Consider the following 19022-nt stretch of genomic DNA (forward strand, 5'->3'; position numbering starts at 1 on the left):
CCTTAATCGGCCGCTTCCAAGTCGGCGACGCGGCGGCGCAGCGCCTCCATCACGACCGGCGCTACTTCGACGCCGCAGCTGTTGATCTCGCCATATTGGCGAGCGTCGCGGCCATAGGCGTACGGCGATTGCGAGTCCCACTGGCGCTTCGGAATAATATAGCCGATCTCGTCGTTCGCCAGGCCAAACAGCATCCACTTTTTGTCGGCCAACAGGGATGCAACCGTCGGCTCGAGTTCCGCATCCGGAAAGTCGGCGTTCGGCTCAACGGGATTCTGAAATTCGCCGTAAACAAGTTCGGGATAAAGTTCGCCCGGGATGCAGGCAATTCGCAGTTCTCCCAGCGCGACGACCGACACCTCCGATTTGAGCCCTGCGTCGTCAGGCCGAAATTCACGGGACACTTGTTGGCCGAAGGTTTCAAAATCATCGGTCAACGCAAACCCAGGTCTCCGCACGACGTTTAACTTGCGGGCCAATTTGTAGAGCGGATTCTCGACCGCAATCGCGATCGGCTTGGCCGAGACCGCAAATGGAGTCGCCGTAATCGGCGTCGCCGTATCAATCGCGGCTGCGGCCAGATGCGCCACGGCGCGACCATACGCTTCGCAATAGGCGAAATCCCCTTCCTGCAGTTCGTTCCCTTGTTCGTCACGAAACTGACCGCGTGAAGGAGCCAGCAGCCCACCCACAGCGCCCGAAACATAAACCACAGGACAGTGATACTTCTTTTGCAGCTCGGCGACGGTTGTCGCCGGAAAGTCACCGGTCAGCAAGGTATTTCTGGAGCCCATCGCCTCGGGATGCGAGTTCCATTGGACCAACAGCCCGACATCGGCGCCGCTATCGACCGCTTGAAAGCGGAGGACACGCAATGTCGGATCATAGACCTCTGGTAAGCGACTATCCCGAAGTAGCGACGCATCATCGACCGTTCCAAATTTCGCCGTGACCGGGGTCAGTTGCTTTTCGAGCGACGTGACCAGTTCCGAAACACGATCGACGACCAGCGAGACATAGCTGTCATCCACTCCGCGCGACAAGGGATTGGGTCCCCAAATGCCGATCACATCGGGACCTTCGTGACTGTGCGTGCTGGCGACGATCGTAAAGTCGACGTTGGGCAGGTTATCTCGAATACGCTGCACGTCCGGAAAAGCCAAGCCGATCAGATCAACGCCGACAATTGCGATCCGCTTGTGACCGTCATCCAACAGCAGGGCCCGCCCCATGATCGGATCATGAACGCCGGATGCGCGGCGATTGTAGCCATATCCGGCCAAGAAGACCGGCCGCTCCGCTTTTATTTCTGGGGTCAGATCAACTTCCCCAAAGGCGGCGCTCAGCGGCTGGGCGACAGAAACTCTCGGAAAAGCCGCGATCAAGGCAAGGATGATCCATCCCAACTGCTTCGTCATCTCGATACCCTTTGATTTTTTCGCCCGGCTACCCATCTGATCGTGCGCTTCGCTCGGCGTCGATTCAATGGCGCTGCCGAGAAAATCTACCTTACTTGTCCGAATAGACGCCCGTTTCTCGATCTGGTATTCTCCGAACATGGAAAGTTTTCAACGCCCACTCGCCGATCCCTTCGTAACCGAAGCCGAATTGGTGCAGGGCCTACAGTCGGGTGATCCGGCCGCCTTCGAGCGTTTGGTGCGAGACTACAGCGGGCGGTTGCTCGCGGTGGCTCGTCGCTTTTTGACGCAAGAGCAAGATGCCCAAGACGCGTTGCAAGATGCGTTCCTGTCAGCATTTCGGTCGATTAGTCGGTTCGAGGGAAACTCGCAGTTGTCGACTTGGCTGCACCGCATTGTGGTGAACGCGTCGTTGATGAAATTGCGGACGCGGCGGCGGAAACCGGAAAAGCCGATTGATGACTTGTTGCCGCAATTCTCGGGCAACGGCCATCGCGATGGTCATGAGCCTGCTTGGGCCGTTACAATCGATACCGCAGTCAACGACCGGGAAATCCGAGAGCTGGTTCGCACAAAGATTGCCGAATTGCCAGAATCCTACCGTACCGTTTTGCTATTACGCGACATCGAACAGATGAGCACCGAAGAAACGGCGGAAGTTTTGGAACTGACGCCCGGCGCTGTAAAAACTCGACTCCATCGTGCACGCCAGGCGCTCAAAACCTTGCTAGATCCTCACATGCAAGGTGCATAACTATGAACCACGCAAAACTATCCTGCAAAGAGATCTACGAATATCTCGCCGAGTTTCTCGACCATGCCTTGCCGGCCAACCAGCAAGACGTGATGGAAACGCATCTCGAACATTGTCCTTGCTGCAAACACTACTTGGATAACTACCGCGAGACGCTGATCTTGGGCAAAGCAGCGTGCTGCAACAAAATGAACCCACCGCCGCCGGCCCCCGATGCGCTGATCAACGCGATCCTAGAAGCTCGCAAGCAAGGGCCCGACGAGATTCCGCCAACGGAATAATCGGGCGTAGGGTCCCCTATGCGGACCATCTGCAGCGCAACGATTTCGGCCGATGAAATTCAACCGGACGTAAGATTGCCTTACCTCGGTTCTCTGCGCGGTATCGCAACGATGTTTAGCGATTCCCTTGGTCCACACAGCGGACCCGACTTCGAACAGCGAACGATCGCGTGCTTCCTGCTTCGCGATCGACTAGAATCAAACAGTCGATTCCTCGCTCTATCTCACGCCCAAAGATCGCCTCATGATTCGCCTTGCTCTCTGCGCTGCTTGCGCGTTGCTGCTGTCCTCTTCTCTCACCCAAGCCGAGAAACCCAATATCCTGTTCATCGCGATCGACGATCAGAACGATTGGATCGGCTGTCTCGACGGGCATCCTCAAGTTCAAACGCCGCACATCGACGGACTAGCCGCGCGGGGCACGCTGTTCGCCAACGCCCACTGTCAGGCGCCCCTTTGCAATTCATCACGCACGAGTCTGCTGACCGGGCTGCGACCCAGCACGACCGGCATACATGGCTTGGCGCCCTGGTTTCGCGATGTCGAACCGTTGAGCGATCTGGTCACCCTGCCGCAGTACTTGCACCAACACGGCTACACGACTTATTCGACCGGCAAGATCTTTCACGGCGGCTATGGTCGTCGCCCCAAGAAAGACAACGAGTTCGATCATCTTGGCCCGGCCGCTTCGGTTGGCGCGAAGCCGAAAAAAAAGCTGGTCGAAACGCCCAATCCTCACCCGCTGGTCGACTGGGGAACCTTTCCTCACAAAGACGAAGACAAAGGCGATTTCAAAGTCGCCAGTTGGGCGGTCGATACGCTAGAAGCGAAACCGCAGGAGCCGTTCTTCCTGTCGGTCGGCTTCTTCCTGCCGCACGTCCCTTGCTACGCGACGCAAAAATGGTTCGACCTCTATCCCGAGGACGAAGTTCAACTGCCGCCGTTCGTCGCAGCAGATCGGGACGACACTCCCCGCTTCTCGTGGTACATGCACTGGAAGTTGCCGGAACCACGCCAAAAGTTTTTGGTGGAGTCCGGCGAGTGGCGCAATCTCGTCCGCTCGTACATGGCCTGCACTAGTTTTGTCGATGCTCAAGTCGGCCGCGTGTTGGCGGCGCTCCAGGAACAAGGGTACGCCGACAATACCATCGTGGTCGTCTGGTCCGATCATGGTTGGCACTTGGGCGAAAAAGGGATCACCGGCAAAAACAGCCTCTGGGATCGTTCGACCCGCGTTCCGCTGATCTTCGCCGGCCCCGGCGTCGCGATTCAAGGGAAGTGTACGCAGCCGGTTGAACTGCTTGACATCTACCCCACCCTGATCGACCTCTGCGGCCTGCCGGCCAACACCAACCTGGAAGGGCACTCCCTCACCCCGCAACTACAAAACGCCGCCACCCAACGAGATCATCCCGCGATCACCACCCACAACCAAGGCAACCACGCCGTCCGCACCGAGCGCTGGCGCTACATCCGCTACGCCGACGGATCGGAAGAACTGTACGACATGCAATCCGACCCGCAGGAAATCAACAACCTGGCCGGCAATACAACATTGGCCGATGTGAAAAACGAGCTGGCCGTGTGGTTGCCTAAAGTCGATGTTCCCTCAGCGCCCGGCAGCGCCCACCGCATCTTGTCTTATGACGGCGAGACGGCGGTGTGGGAAGGGGAAGTGATCGGAAAGGATGATCCGATTCCGGAGTTGTAAGGGGGACGAATGCAAATCAATCTAAAGACTTGCTTCTCGATTACTGCGAGTATCGCATTGATACTCGCGATTGCGGTTCAGATACACTTCTTATGTGCAATCCCGGCGGTCGTCATCATCGCTTGGGCATGGCTTTGGGTTTTTCGGCCGAAGATTGCCGGGCACATAGGGACCGTCCTAGCGTTTAGCGGAGTTCTGCTATACCTCGCAAGCCAATTGCTGATCCCTTCGCTTGGACATCCAACCTATCTATATCAACACGCCGCCGCGCGCCGCCAAACGAGACAGGTCGTCATGGCCCTTTCCGTTTATCAAGCCATCCACCAAGCTTCTCCGCCCAGATGCATCTATGGCGCCAACGGACGCCCCATGCATAGCTGGCGTGCGCTTCTGATCCCGATCCTGGAAAACGAGATCGATCCGCAACTCAGCGAATACCGTTTCGACGAACCGTGGGACAGTCCCCACAATCGAAAATTACACGGCTGCAAATCTCCCTTTCATTTCGATAACGATCCCGGCGCCCCTACGCATACTAGCGTCGTTGCAATCGTGACCGACCAGGGAGACTCGATGCAGCTAGGTTTCTTCGACGACGATTCAGCAAGCGAAAAACCGGCGCCGACATATCTCATGACCGGCAAGAATCTCGGCATCCATTGGTTGGCGCCTGAAGATGTTGACTTTGTCGACCCGCAACTGTTTCGCGAGGGAGATCGCAAGCAACCACTGCGAAAAGGGAATTTCACGATTCAAAGCAATGGGGACGTCGAGGATACCGGCGAGCCGATCCAGTGACGTTATATTGCCGTTGTACAACGAAATGACGTGTTCTTCGCGAAAGTTGAATTCGTGATTGGGAAGGGTGATCCGATTCTGGACCTGTCGAAAAACCCCAAATGCGAATCAGTTTGATGACATGTTTGGGTCTTACGGCAGGCGCCGCGCTCTGCGTGTGGGTAGCCATGAAAACGCACATCATCTGCGCCGTGCCGATGGCGATGTTGGTCGTGTGGGCGTTTATCTCGGCAGACCGGCCCAAGCTGGCGACACAGATTGAAGTCGTCGCTATCGTTTGCGTTGCGGTGGTTCTTTTACTCGGAATGCTTTTGCCGCAAACTTTCTAGATTCTGTTCAATGCAACGCGCGAATCGGCGCCCCTAATGGATAACTCGTCGATCTTGGCGTGTCGCGTGACGACCGCTTCTACTTCAGGTTTATCGCGTCGCTCAGCCCTCAAGCAGCGATTCTCTATTTGCCATACCCTTGCGTGTCGACCCAGCCGACAAGCGAGTCGAATCAACTGACATGCAGCGGACCGCCGACGACGTGCGACAGACCGCTGCAAATTGAATCTTGAACGGCGCAGGACATTCGATAAACCGCTGAAATGCCGATTCAAGCATGTCCCCCATACCGACGCAGCAAAACATTGGTTGTGTTGGCGCAATGCTTGCTATTCACTAGCGAAGCAAATGAGGAAGACGATTTGCGGAATACGTTCCTCGCATGACTCACCAAGAATCCCAGCCGCTACCAACTGCCCCAATCAGCTGGACGATTCTCACTTCTGCTTCTGATTTAGCCAGTGCGTGTTTCCCTTTCGTGAACCGCCAGTCAGAAGAGGAAAAATCGACAATTACCATATTTCCCACTGTTTGCCGATCCGCGCGGCAAAGTAAAAAAGAGGCGATTCGGAGAATGTCACGTCAACGCGGGTTCACGCTCGTTGAACTATTGGTCGTCATCGCTATTATTGGCGCTCTCATCGCTTTATTGCTTCCAGCGGTGCAACAGGCTCGCGCGGCGGCCCGACGCATGAGTTGCACCAACAATTTGAAGCAACTGGGTCTGGCGACGCACAACTATGCGTCGACTTATGCCGAAGCGTTCCCCAACGCTGGCTGGGATGGACCTGCTTACCCGAGCGACTATTCGCCGCTGGCGAAGATATTGCCTTATGTAGAGCAGGAGAATCTGCAGAATCTAATCGACTTCAGCTTCTACATGGGGCATCCCAAGGATGGATTGCCGGTAGAAGTGCATGCAGCCGCGGGCACAGCCGTCAAAACCTTTCTCTGCCCCAGTGATCCCGGCGAAGCGCTCAGTCAACAGGATGTGGGCGGCGGCACGATCATACCGGTCGCGGGCGCCAACTATGGGATGAACGCGGGAAGCGGCCAAGACGCGATGTTTCATCCGTCTTTCGGCGCTAACGACGGCATGTGCTGGGTCGAAGCGCAGGTGAAATTCTCCTCGATCACCGACGGCACAAGCAACACCATCCTGTGGTCGGAATCGGGCATCGGTCCAGGCGACTCTCCCGCTACGGCAACTCCGCTCCAGGACGCTCAAAAGTATCGTGCGGCGCTGAACAGCGGAGTTGACAGTTTGACCTATGCGGCGGACAGCAACGCCGGCGGATTATCAGCGGTGGAGACGCAAATCGCAAGCTGGGAAGGAAAGCGACTTACGTCATGGCTGCGAGGCTGCGATCCCAAAGGGCCGTTACTCTGCGGTTTGCTATCGCCCAATAATTCGGCGCCAGATTTCGTCAACAAATCATCCAAAGCCAACGCCGCGCGCAGTTGGCACACGGGAGGCGTGAACGCCTGCTATACGGATGGCGGCGTTAGTTTTGTCGCGGACACGATTGATATCAACGTCTGGCACGCAACTTGGACTCGTAGCGGGCAAGAAGTGGAGATCGCGCGTTAAGTCAAGGTCGCCATTCTTACCGATCGTTGTCGCGGACATCCCCAGTCTAGAGTTCTTCTTTCTTCCTGGAAAACGAAGCATGAACGTATCCGATTCTGTCCAACCGCTTTGCGTCGAATACCTGACGAAACGTTTTCGCCAGGGGCAGCATTGGGTCGAGGCGCTCCGCGACGTAAGTCTGACGATCGAACGCGGTACGTTCACGGCGATCATGGGAGCCAGCGGATCGGGCAAGAGCACGCTCATGCACTTGATGGCGGGCCTTACGTCCCCGGACGCTGGGCAGGTGATCGTCGACGGTCAAAACATTTCCAAACTAAGCGACGGTGACCTTACCCGGTTTCGTCGCCAAAAAATTGGCCTCGTCTTTCAGGCGTTCAATCTGATTCCCACGTTGACCGCAGAAGACAACATTACCCTACCGCTATTCGCGAGCGGTTATTCTGGCGAGATACGCGAAAAGCTGGATGATCTTCTGGATCGATTAGGAATCGCCGAGCGGCGCAAGCATCGCCCTGACGCGCTCAGCGGCGGAGAACAGCAACGCGTGGCGATCGCGCGAGCCCTGATCACGGATCCGTCGATTGTGCTCGCGGACGAACCGACGGGAAGTCTCGATTCGGCGACCGGCGAGGAAACTTGTCGAATCCTCAAAGAACTTTGCACAGAACAAAATCGCACGATCGTCGTGGTTACTCACGAACCATCTGTCGCCGTCTGGGCTGAAAGAATCATTGTCTTAAAGGATGGCAGACTGCTGGACGAATTTGAGACGGCCAACTTCTGCGATCCCCACTCACTAGCGGCCCATTACCAAGATGTTCTTCGCGGCGCAGCCCCTGCCGGTACGGAGGTCGCCCAATGAGAATCGTCTTGAAAATTGTCGCTTCCTATATTCGCCAATATCCAGCGCGTTTGGCTTTGACTTCGTTGGCGATGGTCGCGTCGGCTTGCATGGTCGTCTGGGTAGTAAGCGGTTATGACGCGCTTGTCTCGCAGTTCGAGGATTTCTCTTCCGAGTATCTTGGACAACACCACTTTTATGTGGTTCCGGCCCTTCAAGAGAAGTCCTCGGCGGAAGTGAAACCGTCTGTGCCGGAAGGATGGATTGTCCAATTGCAAAACGATCCCAATGTCGCGTCTATCGATCTCGGCATGCAATCACGCGTGAAGTTAACCAAGATTTTTGGAGCAACGCCGGCCAACGACAAATCCCAATCACCTGGAGGCCCCGGTGCACGTCAACGCGGAACGGGCCCCCCTGGTCGCCGCGGTCAGGGGAGACCGCCGGGCGCCGATCGCGGAACAAGTGATGCGTCGAACGCGAATGCGAGCGGTACTTCCGCCAAGCTCGCAAGCGAAAGCGAAAACGCCGTGCGCATTCCGACCGGCGGCAGATTCTCTTCGGGACCTCCGACGGTTTCGTTGCTCGGCGCCTCATCCACCGCCCCTCCTTTTCCAATGATCGAAGGGACTTGGATCGACGCGGCGAAGACGGATGGTCACGAAGCGGTCATCAGCCGTGGATTAGCCGCCGACCATCGAATCGCCTTGGGAAATGAGCTCGAAATTGAAATGGAAGAGGGCCTGTATCGCCTGAAAATCATCGGCATCGTGGATCAGGTGAAGTCGTTGCCTGTTATCGGCCGGGGGTCTCCTCAACCATCACGTGGCCCCGCGCCGACAGCGCTGTACGTTCCGATCAAAGTCGCCGAGAAAATCAGCCAACAACCGCTACGTGTTGACTTCGCGGCGATCACTTTGAAAGAGATGGCCACATCCGACGCGTTCCGCAATAACTGGCGGCCCCGGTTCGCGAGTTCGGATCCCCCGCTTGCGCTGCAGAGTCCTCAAGATATCGAAACAGAACTTACGCAAAGTCGATCCGCCGAAGGCGTGCGGACGCAGGCCTATTCGGCGACCGGCATCTCGCTACTCGCATCGCTGTTTATTATTTTCACCACTCTCAGCATGGGCGTCCATGAAAGAGGTCGACAGTTCGCCGTGTTACGCGCAATTGCTCTTACTCGCGGTCAGATCGCCGCGATCATCGCGGTCGAAAGTCTCGTGCTGGGCCTCATCGGCTGGGTGGGAGGACTGATCGCCGGCTGGTGCTTGCTGAAAGTCATCGCCTACTCGCATCCCGATTTCTTGCGGGATGGCGCGACACTGGGAGGCTGGTCCATCGGGCTCTCGGGGGTCTGTGCGTTTGGCGGAGCATTGGCGGCTTCCATTATCCCGGCTTGGCGCGCCACGCGCGTCAGTCCGCTTGATGCGATGTCGCCGCATTCCATCGCGCCGCCGGCGAAGATGTCGTATTGGAGCGTGATCGCCGGCATAATTCTCATCGCGCTCAACCCGCTCTTTGTTTTCTTCGTACCCATGTCAGACGAAGTGCGCTACGGCGTCTATTCTGCGATCGGCTGTACCACGATGGCGATTGGATTCATCCTCTTGGCGCCGCTGGCCATCGTGTTGACCGAGCGTTTTCTTTCCCATCCTCTAGCACGGATATTCGGACTTGATCCGCGATTGCTCGCTTCGCAGTTGACAAGCAACTTCTGGCGAACGCTGGGCACATCAGTTGCACTAACGCTAGGACTCGGGCTCTTCATCGCGACGCAAATCTGGGGCTACTCGATGCTCAAGCCGTTCGTCCCCGGCGATTGGGCGCCAAACACGCTCGTCAACTTCACCACGGGAGGTCTTCCCGCATCCGAATTCGCGTCGATCGCCGCAGCGCCCGGCGTCGTTCCAGGCCGCTTTATGCCGCTCGCCGTCGAACAGCCGAAGCTTGCTGAGGATGTAACCGATAGCAATAGCCGCTCCTCGGTCGCCAGACAAGACAACGTCATTTTGATTGGGCTTGATCCGGAAATAGGCGTCGGCGGCGATGATCCATTATTGGATTTGGATTTTGTCGTCGGCGACCGCAACGAGGCGGCCCGTAAGCTGGCGACAGGAAATTCATGTCTCGTGCCGGATCATTTCGCCAGCGTTACCGGGTTAGGCGTCGGCGATACGATTGTAATGATCCCGCCTTACTCGCCCGGGAAGCTCGTTTCGTACGAGATCGCCGGCGTCGTCACCTTACCGGGCTGGCCAGAAGCGTCCGGGATTTTCTTCGCAATTTCTTCACTTGCGCCAGCGACTTCAGTTTGTCATGATTTCGACATGCAGCCGAAATCGCGACAGCGCCGAACGAAACGGGAGTTGGCCGAATTGCCACTGTGGCCTGATCAGGTCATGGGGGGGAAGTTCGTGCGCTTATTGCAGAAGCAGCTTAGTGAGTTGCGGCGCCGTGACGATTCTCATGGCAATCGCGAGTTGTTTCTCGATGACGTCTTCGTCACTTACCTGCTCGCCTTTTTTAACCCAACGATTCGCACGCTGCGAACGATCGAAGATTTTAGTCAAACGCAGCAAGTCCAGCGGCATCTCTCGATTCAAAAAATCTGCCGCACTACGCTTTCCGACTTCCATCGACTCGTCGATCCTCAGCGGCTCGAGCCGATCCTGCAGGCGCTGCGCGAGCAGTTGAGCCGCAAAGAGGCCGGGCTCGGCCGCGCTGCGAACGACTTATCCGAATTGCTCAAGCGGACCGTCGCCGTCGATGGAACGTTTTTAGAAGCGGCGGCCGAGGTCGCGTGGGCCGTGCGCGGTTCAAATCAACATGGACGAGAAAATTCGTATATCCGACTCGATTTTCAAGTCGGCGTTACGAGTTGGGCGCCAGAGATGATTGTCGTCGCCGAACCGGGGCACAGCGAGTCGGCGTCGGCCGCGGCTAACGTGCAAGATGGTCGGCTTTATCTGTACGATCGCGGCTTCAGCGGCTTCGACGTCATCAACGCGCATTATCATCTGCAAAACGAATCTTGGACTCCCCGCGCGCAGTTCGTTATCCGTTACAAACCGGCTGGCGGCAATGCGCCGCACCTGGCTGACGCCGACGAAAATCCGCTAAGCGAAAAAGATCTCGCAGCAGGCGTCGTCAGTGATCGGCGCGGCCGTTTTCGCTCGTCGAAAGCAGCGCGACATATCGTTCTCGATGTGCCGTTGCGCGAGGTGATTATCGAGTATCAAGAGCAGGACGAAACGAAAACCGTGCGTCTGATTACGAACTTGCTCGACGTGTCGGCCGAAGTCATCGCCCAGCTCTATCAACAGCGCTGGCAGATCGAACTCTTCTTCCGCTGGTTGAAATGCTTCGCCAATTTCAATCACTTGATCAGTCATCACCGCTCGGGCGTGCTGCTCAGCTTCTACGTCGCGGTGATCGCGGCGCTGCTGACCTATCTGCACTTGGGACATCGTCCGAGCAAGTATATGTTCGTGATGCTGGAGCAAGTCGCCTGCGGCGCAGCGACGTGGGAAGAAATCGCGCCGATCCTACGCGAGCGCGAACGACAGCGTGACGTGGAACGAGCATCGGCCGCGAAGCGCCGCGCAAAAAAGAAAGCCGAGTCGTAATAAGCTGGCGTCTAACCCCGACGGCAAGCCGCGCCGCCGCCTGCGCGGATGTTGAACCGGCGCCGACCGCAAGATCAGCACACCAGCCTCTCATCCCAACACATGACGCACGCCAGGCGGCCGAAACGATGAAAAACCTGAAATCCCGGACGCTTCTGCCGGGCTGGCACTGGATGACGAAATTTTCTGGGTTACGGCGACAGAGCGGTCGCTCGGCGGCGATTGTCTTCGCTCGCTATGAGGACGTCCAGCGAGACTTTGACCTGCCGTTGACCAATTTCTTTTGGATGAATGTCGAGCCCGACGCGGATTACGAACAGTTGGGTCAATCGTTGCAGCAAATCGGCGATCACTATGAAGGGGAACGGCAACCGGTAAATGGCCAGGGAACATGGACCTTCGCCGCACGTAATTTTGGAGATTCCGTTCGAATTACGACGGTGGATGACGTCCGACAAAGAATTCGCAATCGCGCCGACGGCATTATCTGGGGGATGGGGCAACTGCCGTTGGTCACATTGGCTGTTTCGGCTTTGGGCGTTTTGAATACGATCCTCGCTTCGGTTCGTGTGCGGCAATGGGATTTGGGCGTATTGCGTTCGCTCGGACTGACCCGATTCGGCCTGTTTCGTTTAATCATCGCAGAGGCTTGCCTCGTGGGACTGGTCGCATGCGTACTCAGTTTCTCGTTCGGCGTCACTGCGGGCTGGTGCGGAGTCGGCATCTCGCAGCATGTCAGCTTTTTCGGCGGGATGTCGCCGACGCTGGTCTTACCATGGAAGCAATTAGCGCTGGGTTGCGGCGCTACGCTCGTTCTCTGCCTGGTGGCAGCGATTTGGCCGGCATTCAGCGCCGGTCGCAAGGAACCGCTCAAACTCTTGCAGGCCGGAAGATCCGCCGCCTGACAAGCAGTTCCTGCCGACAGCGTTGAAGAGCCGCCCAACGCTTCGTTTCGCGCTGTTGGAAGCGAAGCGGACATTTCTAACATCGAAGCCGAGCGACGTATCTTTGTCGCTCGGTAAACTTCGACCGACGCGCGAACCGTCTCTTTTCGCGCGTGTCTCCCTCTCCACAACCCTATTTTCCGTTGGAGTTTTCTCGCATGAAACCGATTCCGAATCTCGCCCAATTATTGCTTCCTTCAAGGAACTGTAGAGATCCTATGCACTCACCTGATCTACCATGGCCACCCAACAAAAACAAAACGAACTTCTCCATAGCGATCGCCATCTCCGCGGTCATCTAAAGCGGCTCGGCCTGGATACGATCGAGCAGTATCGCACCTGGTGCGCCGACAACGGTTTCAGCGACAAGCTCCGCAAAAAGGAGCGTCAGCGCGTTCTCGAAATCGAGTATGCGGCGCGTCTCGCCGCTCGTCGTCAATTGTTGCGTCAAAAGCGTGACGCGCGGCGACGGGGAGACCACTTGCTGTCGCTGGCTCGTCGAGAGATCGATGCGCGGCACGTATCGACGCCCTCTCTGATTCGCTTCGCCAATGCAGTCAAGGAGACGAACCACAAGCGGAAAACGCTGGTCGAATTGCTGACGCACTTGCTGAGTCAGCGAGCCAGTTTTCTCAATGGATACTCGTTCTATCCCCATGACGGTGAGATCGCTGGTAATTCGGCGATTGAAGCGTTGCCGCTGCTCGCAGCGTTTGGCCCGCACTGGGTCCGGCCGTTGGAATCGTGGAAACCCAAGACTCGCAGCGCGCGACGACAGTTCATTTCGCTCTTGCATCACTTGTTATTGCGGTACGGCGACATGCCGGCGTTTTTGGATCGCGTTTGGTTCACCGGCCACGGCGGCCAGTCTGACAAAGAGCGCTTGTGGTACGTCCAGATCGGCGCCGGCGAGAACTTTACCCGTTGCAACCTGCCGCTTCCCTACACCAAGAGAATGGCCCATCACTTTCTCTCGGCGCCAAACGACGCGACGATCAACGAAGCGATTCGTTGGGGGCAAGTCATCGGCTTGGGGGGCGACGATCGGTTGGCCCAAGCGATCATGGGAACACGACTGGCCAATGACTTTTCGCAGCATCCGTTTTGGACGACGGTCATTCAATGGTTCATTCGTAATCCGTTGGAGGACATGGCCCAAGTTGGACCAGTCATTGACTACATTTACTTCCAAAAGTTTGAAGTCGCCTACTACTACCTGGGAGCGGATCAAAACGAAGCAGGCCCGGCTCGGCAGCCGAACTTCACGATGAAAGGGCGTACGCCTGAGGCGCTGTTGCGTCAGGTGAATCGCTGGCACGCCGGGCTCGATTCGACCTTCGCGTTCGATGTTCCACAGTGGAAACCAAGCGGCCTGCCTTCGTTTGACTGGCTCGACAAGTCGTGGGACGGCCACGATCAATGGTGGTCCATCCGCGAGGTCTGCACCGCCAAGGAACTGGTCGCCGAAGGTCGCAAGATGCATCACTGCGTTGCGTCGTACGCGTCGACCTGCGTCCGCGGCGCACGTTCGATTTGGCGGATGGAAGTGGAGTCTTGCGGCATGCACGTGAAAGTGCTGACCTTGGAGGTTGACCCCCAAACGCGCACGATCGTGCAAGCGCGTGGCAAATTCAATCGCTTGGCGACCGACCAAGAGAAAGACGTACTGCGCCGCTGGGCGTCGTCCGTTGGATTGAAGTTAGGAAACTATGTGTAACGCCGCTCTGACTAATGATTCATCTCATCCAAGATTTCATACATCGGAGCGTAGTACGAATACGCCAAACGGAAGATCAGGGAGACCAGCAGACCGGCGACCATCAGCCAAACGCCGAAGCCTGCCAACATCCCCAACGTGTTGAGCGCGGCTCTGGCGCGGGACTGGTAGTCGGCGGTCAGCTTTTCCATCATTTCAGACAGATTGCCAGTGATCTCGCCGGTGTCAATCGCATCCAGAAACTCTTCGGGAAAGACGCTCGTGTGACGCAGCGCGGCGCCGATATTTTCTCCGTTGAGCAGATCACGATCGACCTGCTCGATGTACTGCGTGTAGTAGTCGCTGTGGGTCGACTCTAAACCGAGCTGAACGGAACGACGCGCGTCGAGCCCGCCGCCGGTGGTTAGCGCCATCGACCAGGCCATCTGCGCCAAAGCGATCGTTTTCAGCGGATAGCTGATTCCTGGGATGTTCATCGCGATGCGGCCCAACGGCAAAAAGTCAAATTGACCGCGACTGTAGAGCATCCAAATGCCCCAGCCGGCAAAGATCAAACAGCCGATCAGCGAAAAATAAATGATCAGCCCCTTCGTACCGATCAGCCCCAAACCCAGGATATCGACCGACTGGCCAGTCATGTCACCGAGAAAACCCATGATCCAGATCAACAGCCCCACAACGCAGACGGCGAACGCCAGCTGGATCATCGGCCAGGCGATGCCGGCCAAAAAAGCGCTGCGAATCTGCTTCTTGTGCTCATAGCGAACAGAAAGTTCCTTCAGAATCCGATCGAGATGTCCAGTTTCATCCCCCAGGCGGACCATTTCCCGAAAAACATGCGGAAAGTAGTCGCCGGTCCGCGTCAGCGCATCCCCCAGCGTCGAGCCTCGTTCGATTCCATCCCGGATTTCAATCATCATCTGACGCTGGGCGCCCGAGGATCGCTCGACCTCTCGGCGCCAGATGGTGCGGTCATCCACGCCGGCGTCCAACTGCGTTCCGACTCGCCGGCACAGCAGAACGAGCGAATGAAGTCCGATACGTGGGGAAAAAAACATGCCATCTCGCGATTTAAGGGAGTCGGATCGGTTCCCTCTCAAGATACCTGGGGAAATCGACGCTGACAGCGCCTTGCCCCTCGGCTAACGGCGCGGGATTTTGTTAAACTAACCGATTCTCGATTTTAGCCATTTACGACTAACACCCCCTTGCGCGTCATGCCTCAGTGGAATCAAGCCACGATCGTTGGAGTCGGCCTGATCGGCGGATCGATCGGCTTGGCGATGCGAGCCCGCGGTTTGGCGAAGTCGATTGTTGGCGTCGGGCGAAACCAAGAGAGCCTGGTCGACGCCAAACGGGTCGGTGCGATCGATCGCTCGACCACCGATATCGCCGGCGGCGTCAAATCGGCCGATTTGGTGGTCGTTTGTGCTCCGGTCGATAAGATCGTCGGTCTGGTTCAAGAGATCGACCGGCATTGCCCGGCCGGCACGATTGTGACCGACGCCGGCAGCACAAAAAGCGAAATCGCAGCGGCGCTCGATCAAGGATTGACCAACGCACGCTTTGTCGGCGGTCATCCCTTGGCGGGGGGCGCAAAAGCGGGCCCTAAGCATGCCGACGCGTGCCTGTTTGTCGATCGCACCGTCGTGCTGACGCCGACGCGGCGTACCGATGCGGCGGCGGCGGAAGCGGTTGAAGATTTGTGGACGGCATTGGGCGCGACCGTTGTTTGGATGAAACCGAAAGAACATGACGAGGCGCTGGCCTTCACCAGCCATTTGCCTCACTGGGCGGCCGCTGCGGTCGCCGCGACCACTCCCGAGAAGTGGTTGCCGCTGACTTCGACCGGCTGGGCCGATACGACGCGGATCGCCGGTGGCGACGCCGCGCTGTGGCGACAGATATTTACCTCGAATCGGGGCCACGTCTTGAAGGCGCTCGACAAGTTTGAGAAAGTGCTGGCGGCTTTGCGTGAAGCTCTCGAAGCAGAGAACGACGCCAAGCTCGAAAAACTCCTAAACGACGGAAAAAATCGCCGTGACGCTGTGGGAAATTGACATATATCCGTCCGCTGACGAGCGCGACGCTGCCGCTGATTCGTTAATCGCCGCCGCGGCCGATCTGGGCCTTGCGTCCGATCTGCAGGTCGCTACGTCGCGCGGTTTTCTGATTCAAGCCGACTTCAACCGCGACCATGTCGAGCTGTTGTCCGATCAACTGCTCTGCGACACCGTCGTCGAACAGGCGAAAGTCGACGAGGCCGGCGCCGACGCGCTGTCGCAACCGCCGGCGCCCGGTTTGTCGCAATTGGTCTATGTCTTGCCGAAGCCCGGCGTGATGGATCCGGTCGCGCAAAGCACGATGACGGCGATCGCCGACTTTGGTCAATCGGCCGCCGCGGTGCGCACATTCCGCAAATATTGGCTGCCGGAATTGCCGCCGCCGCTGTTCGACAAGCTGTGCAACAAGCTGTTGGCGAACGACGCGATCGAACAGGTCATCGTCGGCCCGATTCCGTTCGAGCAGCTCTCGTTCGGCAAACCATACGAATTTGCGCTGGCGACCACGTCGATTCGCCAGCTGGATGACGCCGGCCTGACCAAGCTCAGCAAAGAGGGTCAGCTCTATCTGACCCTCGTCGAAATGCAGACGATTCAAAAGTATTTCAACGAGCTGGGACGAGATCCGACCGACATCGAGTTGGAATCGGTCGCCCAAACGTGGAGCGAGCACTGCAGCCACAAAACCCTGGCCGGCCGAATCGCCTACAAAGATGAAAAGGGCGAACGCAAATTCAACAACATGTTGAAAGAGACGATCTTCGCCGCGACCCAAGAGATCCGCAAAAGCCTGGGCGACAAAGATTGGTGCGTCAGCGTCTTTCAAGACAACGCCGGCATCGTTCGCTTTGATGACGAGCACAACATCGTCTTCAAGGTCGAAACTCACAACCATCCGTCGGCCTTGGAACCTTACGGCGGCGCCAACACCGGCATCGGCGGCGTCGTCCGCGATCCCATGGGCACCGGCATGGGCGCCAAGCCGATCTGCAATACCGACGTCTTCTGCTTCGCCCCGCCGGATGTCGACCCCGAAACGCTTCCTCCCGGCGTGTTGCATCCGCGCCGCGTGATGAACGGCGTCGTTAGCGGCGTGCGTGACTACGGCAACCGCATGGGCATTCCCACGGTCAACGGCGCCGTCTACTTTGACGAGCGTTACCTGGGCAATCCGCTCGTCTATTGCGGCAATGTCGGTCTGATCCCGCAACAGCACTCCTTTAAAGAAGTGAAGCCCAACGATCTGATCGTCGCCCTCGGCGGACGAACCGGTCGCGACGGCATCCATGGCGCGACGTTTAGTTCGGCCGAGCTGACCAGCGAGAGCGAATCGCTCTCGGGCGGCGCCGTCCAGATCGGCAACGCGATCACCGAGAAGATGGTGCTCGACGTTCTGTTGGAAGCCCGCGATCGCGGACTCTTCAACGCAGTCACCGACTGCGGCGCCGGTGGGTTCTCCAGCGCTGTTGGTGAAATGGGCGAAAAGATCGGCGCCGATGTTTGGCTCGATCGAGCGCCGCTGAAATACGACGGTCTGTCGTACACCGAAATCTGGATCAGCGAAGCGCAAGAGCGGATGGTGCTGGCCGTTCCGGATCACAAATGGGACGAGCTGGAAGAGCTGTGCTCGAGCGAAGGGGTCGAAGCGACAATCATCGGCCGGTTCGCGCCGACCGGTCGCTTGAAACTGTTTTACTATCAAGAAGCGGTGGGCGACCTCGACATGAAGTTCCTGCACGATGGGCGTCCGCCGATCGTGCGTGAAGCGACTTACCAGCCGCTGCCGGTCAAGCCGCTGAAACTTCCGGCTGCAAAATCGTGCGATTTCGCCGGCGATTTGAAACAAATCCTCGGTTCGCTGAACGTCGCCAGCAAGCATTGGATCATTCGCCAGTACGATCACGAAGTGCAAGGAGGCAGCGCCATCAAGCCGCTGGTCGGCGTCTTGAACGACGGCCCCGGCGACGCGGCGGTCGTTCGTCCGGTGCTGACTTCGCAGCGCGGCGTGGTCGTCTCGTGCGGCATGAACCCGCGTTACGGCGACTTTGACACCTACGACATGGCGACCAGCGCGATTGACGAAGCGATGCGCAACTGCGTCGCCGTCGGCGCCGATCCGTCGCAGATCGCCATCCTCGACAACTTCTGCTGGGGCTATACGGATCGCCCCGAAACGCTCGGCTCGTTGGTTCGTTCGGCGATCGCGTGTTACGACATGGCGATCGCGCTCGGCACGCCGTTTATCTCTGGCAAAGACAGCTTGAATAACGAGTTCAGCTACTTCAACGACGCCGGCGAAAAGCAGAGGATCTCGATCCCCCCGTCGCTGCTGATCAGCGCCTTGGGGCAAGTCGACGACGTCCGCCGCTGCGTGACGATGGACCTGAAGAAAACCGGCAGCAAGCTGTATGTCGTCGGCAAAACTTTCCACGAACTGGGCGGTTCGCACTGGTCGCTGATCCACGATCAACCACATGGCGCCGCGCCGAAGGTCAATGCGGCCATGGCCAAAAGCACCTTCGCTTCGCTGCACAAAGCGATTCATGGTGGTTTGGTGCGTGCGTGTCATGATCTCTCCGAAGGTGGTTTGGCCGTCGCAGCGGCCGAAATGGCTTTTGCTGGCGGACTGGGCGCCGAGCTCTCGCTCGACAACATGCCGCATGACGAAGCGGCCAAACATCCGATCAGTCTGCTGTTTAGCGAATCGAACACGCGGTTTTTAGTCGAAGTCCCCGCCGAGAACGAAAAGCAGTTCCAATCGGTGTTGGCCGGCATTCCGCACGCCGCGATCGGTACGGTGATCGAAAAGCCGACGCTGACGATCTCGCTTAAAAAGACGAAGCTCGTTTCGGCTTCGCTAGACGAACTGAAACAAGCCTGGCTCGCGCCGCTTGACTGGTAAGCGGTCTCCTTTCCTTATTTCTGTTTGCAGCACCTTTCAAG

Annotated in this window: 14 protein-coding genes and 1 pseudogene; 13 read left to right on the forward strand and 2 right to left on the reverse strand. The window is 57.6% G+C overall.

The window, feature by feature from the left end; all coding sequences use genetic code 11:
* Window positions 1-2: 2 nt before the first annotated feature.
* Window positions 3-1418 (reverse strand): hypothetical protein, encoded by a 1416-nt coding sequence (locus tag DSM3645_RS22135; RefSeq protein WP_116344551.1) that lies wholly within the window; start codon window positions 1416-1418, stop codon window positions 3-5.
* Window positions 1419-1557: 139 nt separating this feature from the next.
* Between DSM3645_RS22135 and DSM3645_RS22140 the strand changes: the two genes are divergently transcribed.
* From DSM3645_RS22140 to DSM3645_RS22185, 11 genes and pseudogenes are all read left to right on the forward strand, one after another.
* A complete protein-coding gene (locus tag DSM3645_RS22140) occupies window positions 1558-2172 on the forward strand; it encodes a sigma-70 family RNA polymerase sigma factor (protein ID WP_002654825.1) in 615 nt (204 codons plus the stop codon).
* Window positions 2173-2174: 2 nt separating this feature from the next.
* Window positions 2175-2453: an anti-sigma factor family protein gene (locus tag DSM3645_RS22145; RefSeq protein WP_002654826.1), complete on the forward strand. Its 279-nt coding sequence runs from the start codon at window positions 2175-2177 to the stop codon at window positions 2451-2453.
* Window positions 2454-2697: 244 nt separating this feature from the next.
* Window positions 2698-4164 (forward strand): sulfatase, encoded by a 1467-nt coding sequence (locus DSM3645_RS22150; protein WP_002654827.1) that lies wholly within the window; start codon window positions 2698-2700, stop codon window positions 4162-4164.
* 294 nt (window positions 4165-4458) lie between these two features.
* Entirely contained in the window at window positions 4459-4962 is a 504-nt protein-coding gene (locus DSM3645_RS30320; protein WP_131282796.1) for a hypothetical protein, read from the forward strand.
* Window positions 4963-5129: 167 nt separating this feature from the next.
* Complete coding sequence (locus tag DSM3645_RS22160; RefSeq protein WP_237564910.1) at window positions 5130-5291, forward strand: hypothetical protein; 162 nt, start codon at window positions 5130-5132, stop codon at window positions 5289-5291.
* 574 nt (window positions 5292-5865) lie between these two features.
* On the forward strand, window positions 5866-6882 hold the full coding sequence (locus tag DSM3645_RS22165; protein WP_002654830.1) for a DUF1559 domain-containing protein: 1017 nt from the start codon (window positions 5866-5868) through the stop codon (window positions 6880-6882).
* Between the two features lie 79 nt (window positions 6883-6961).
* Window positions 6962-7747 (forward strand): ABC transporter ATP-binding protein, encoded by a 786-nt coding sequence (locus DSM3645_RS22170; RefSeq protein WP_002654831.1) that lies wholly within the window; start codon window positions 6962-6964, stop codon window positions 7745-7747.
* 905 nt (window positions 7748-8652) lie between these two features.
* A pseudogene (locus DSM3645_RS31720) lies at window positions 8653-9138 on the forward strand (ABC transporter permease); the annotation flags it as partial.
* 918 nt (window positions 9139-10056) lie between these two features.
* Complete coding sequence (locus tag DSM3645_RS31470) at window positions 10057-11355, forward strand: IS4-like element ISBlma1 family transposase (RefSeq protein ID WP_002652236.1); 1299 nt, start codon at window positions 10057-10059, stop codon at window positions 11353-11355.
* A 173-nt stretch (window positions 11356-11528) separates the two neighbouring features.
* The gene (locus tag DSM3645_RS22180; RefSeq protein WP_161603401.1) at window positions 11529-12260 is read left to right on the forward strand and encodes an ABC transporter permease; all 732 of its coding nucleotides are present in this window, start codon (window positions 11529-11531) and stop codon (window positions 12258-12260) included.
* A gap of 277 nt (window positions 12261-12537) precedes the next feature.
* On the forward strand, window positions 12538-14016 hold the full coding sequence (locus DSM3645_RS22185) for a PcfJ domain-containing protein (protein ID WP_002654834.1): 1479 nt from the start codon (window positions 12538-12540) through the stop codon (window positions 14014-14016).
* Between the two features lie 11 nt (window positions 14017-14027).
* Here DSM3645_RS22185 and DSM3645_RS22190 read toward each other — a convergent pair whose 3' ends face one another.
* Window positions 14028-15074: a type II secretion system F family protein gene (locus DSM3645_RS22190; protein ID WP_040352926.1), complete on the reverse strand. Its 1047-nt coding sequence runs from the start codon at window positions 15072-15074 to the stop codon at window positions 14028-14030.
* 159 nt (window positions 15075-15233) lie between these two features.
* Between DSM3645_RS22190 and DSM3645_RS22195 the strand changes: the two genes are divergently transcribed.
* Together DSM3645_RS22195 and purL are read left to right on the forward strand one after the other, a co-directional pair.
* Window positions 15234-16076, forward strand: coding sequence for a prephenate dehydrogenase (locus DSM3645_RS22195; protein WP_002654836.1), 843 nt, complete (start codon window positions 15234-15236; stop codon window positions 16074-16076).
* A complete protein-coding gene (gene purL / locus DSM3645_RS22200; RefSeq protein WP_002654837.1) occupies window positions 16057-18981 on the forward strand; it encodes a phosphoribosylformylglycinamidine synthase subunit PurL in 2925 nt (974 codons plus the stop codon). The genes DSM3645_RS22195 and purL overlap by 20 nt, the downstream gene beginning before the upstream one ends.
* Window positions 18982-19022 lie beyond the last annotated feature (41 nt).

Origin of the sequence: Blastopirellula marina DSM 3645, assembly GCF_000153105.1 — a bacterium.
Lineage (GTDB): Bacteria > Planctomycetota > Planctomycetia > Pirellulales > Pirellulaceae > Blastopirellula > Blastopirellula marina.

What these genes read in the sequence shown, in the direction of transcription:
- DSM3645_RS22170 (WP_002654831.1), top strand. Translation starts at nt 6,962, where the DNA reads ATGAACGTATCCGATTCTGTCCAACCGCTTTGCGTCGAATACCTGACG.
- DSM3645_RS22140 (WP_002654825.1), top strand. Translation starts at nt 1,558, where the DNA reads ATGGAAAGTTTTCAACGCCCACTCGCCGATCCCTTCGTAACCGAAGCC.
- DSM3645_RS22195 (WP_002654836.1), top strand. Translation starts at nt 15,234, where the DNA reads ATGCCTCAGTGGAATCAAGCCACGATCGTTGGAGTCGGCCTGATCGGC.
- DSM3645_RS22165 (WP_002654830.1), top strand. Translation starts at nt 5,866, where the DNA reads ATGTCACGTCAACGCGGGTTCACGCTCGTTGAACTATTGGTCGTCATC.
- DSM3645_RS22135 (WP_116344551.1), bottom strand. Translation starts at nt 1,418, where the DNA reads ATGACGAAGCAGTTGGGATGGATCATCCTTGCCTTGATCGCGGCTTTT.
- DSM3645_RS22160 (WP_237564910.1), top strand. Translation starts at nt 5,130, where the DNA reads ATGAAAACGCACATCATCTGCGCCGTGCCGATGGCGATGTTGGTCGTG.
- DSM3645_RS22145 (WP_002654826.1), top strand. Translation starts at nt 2,175, where the DNA reads ATGAACCACGCAAAACTATCCTGCAAAGAGATCTACGAATATCTCGCC.
- DSM3645_RS22150 (WP_002654827.1), top strand. Translation starts at nt 2,698, where the DNA reads ATGATTCGCCTTGCTCTCTGCGCTGCTTGCGCGTTGCTGCTGTCCTCT.
- DSM3645_RS31470 (WP_002652236.1), top strand. Translation starts at nt 10,057, where the DNA reads ATGCAGCCGAAATCGCGACAGCGCCGAACGAAACGGGAGTTGGCCGAA.
- DSM3645_RS30320 (WP_131282796.1), top strand. Translation starts at nt 4,459, where the DNA reads ATGGCCCTTTCCGTTTATCAAGCCATCCACCAAGCTTCTCCGCCCAGA.
- DSM3645_RS22185 (WP_002654834.1), top strand. Translation starts at nt 12,538, where the DNA reads ATGGCCACCCAACAAAAACAAAACGAACTTCTCCATAGCGATCGCCAT.
- DSM3645_RS22180 (WP_161603401.1), top strand. Translation starts at nt 11,529, where the DNA reads ATGACGAAATTTTCTGGGTTACGGCGACAGAGCGGTCGCTCGGCGGCG.
- DSM3645_RS22190 (WP_040352926.1), bottom strand. Translation starts at nt 15,074, where the DNA reads ATGTTTTTTTCCCCACGTATCGGACTTCATTCGCTCGTTCTGCTGTGC.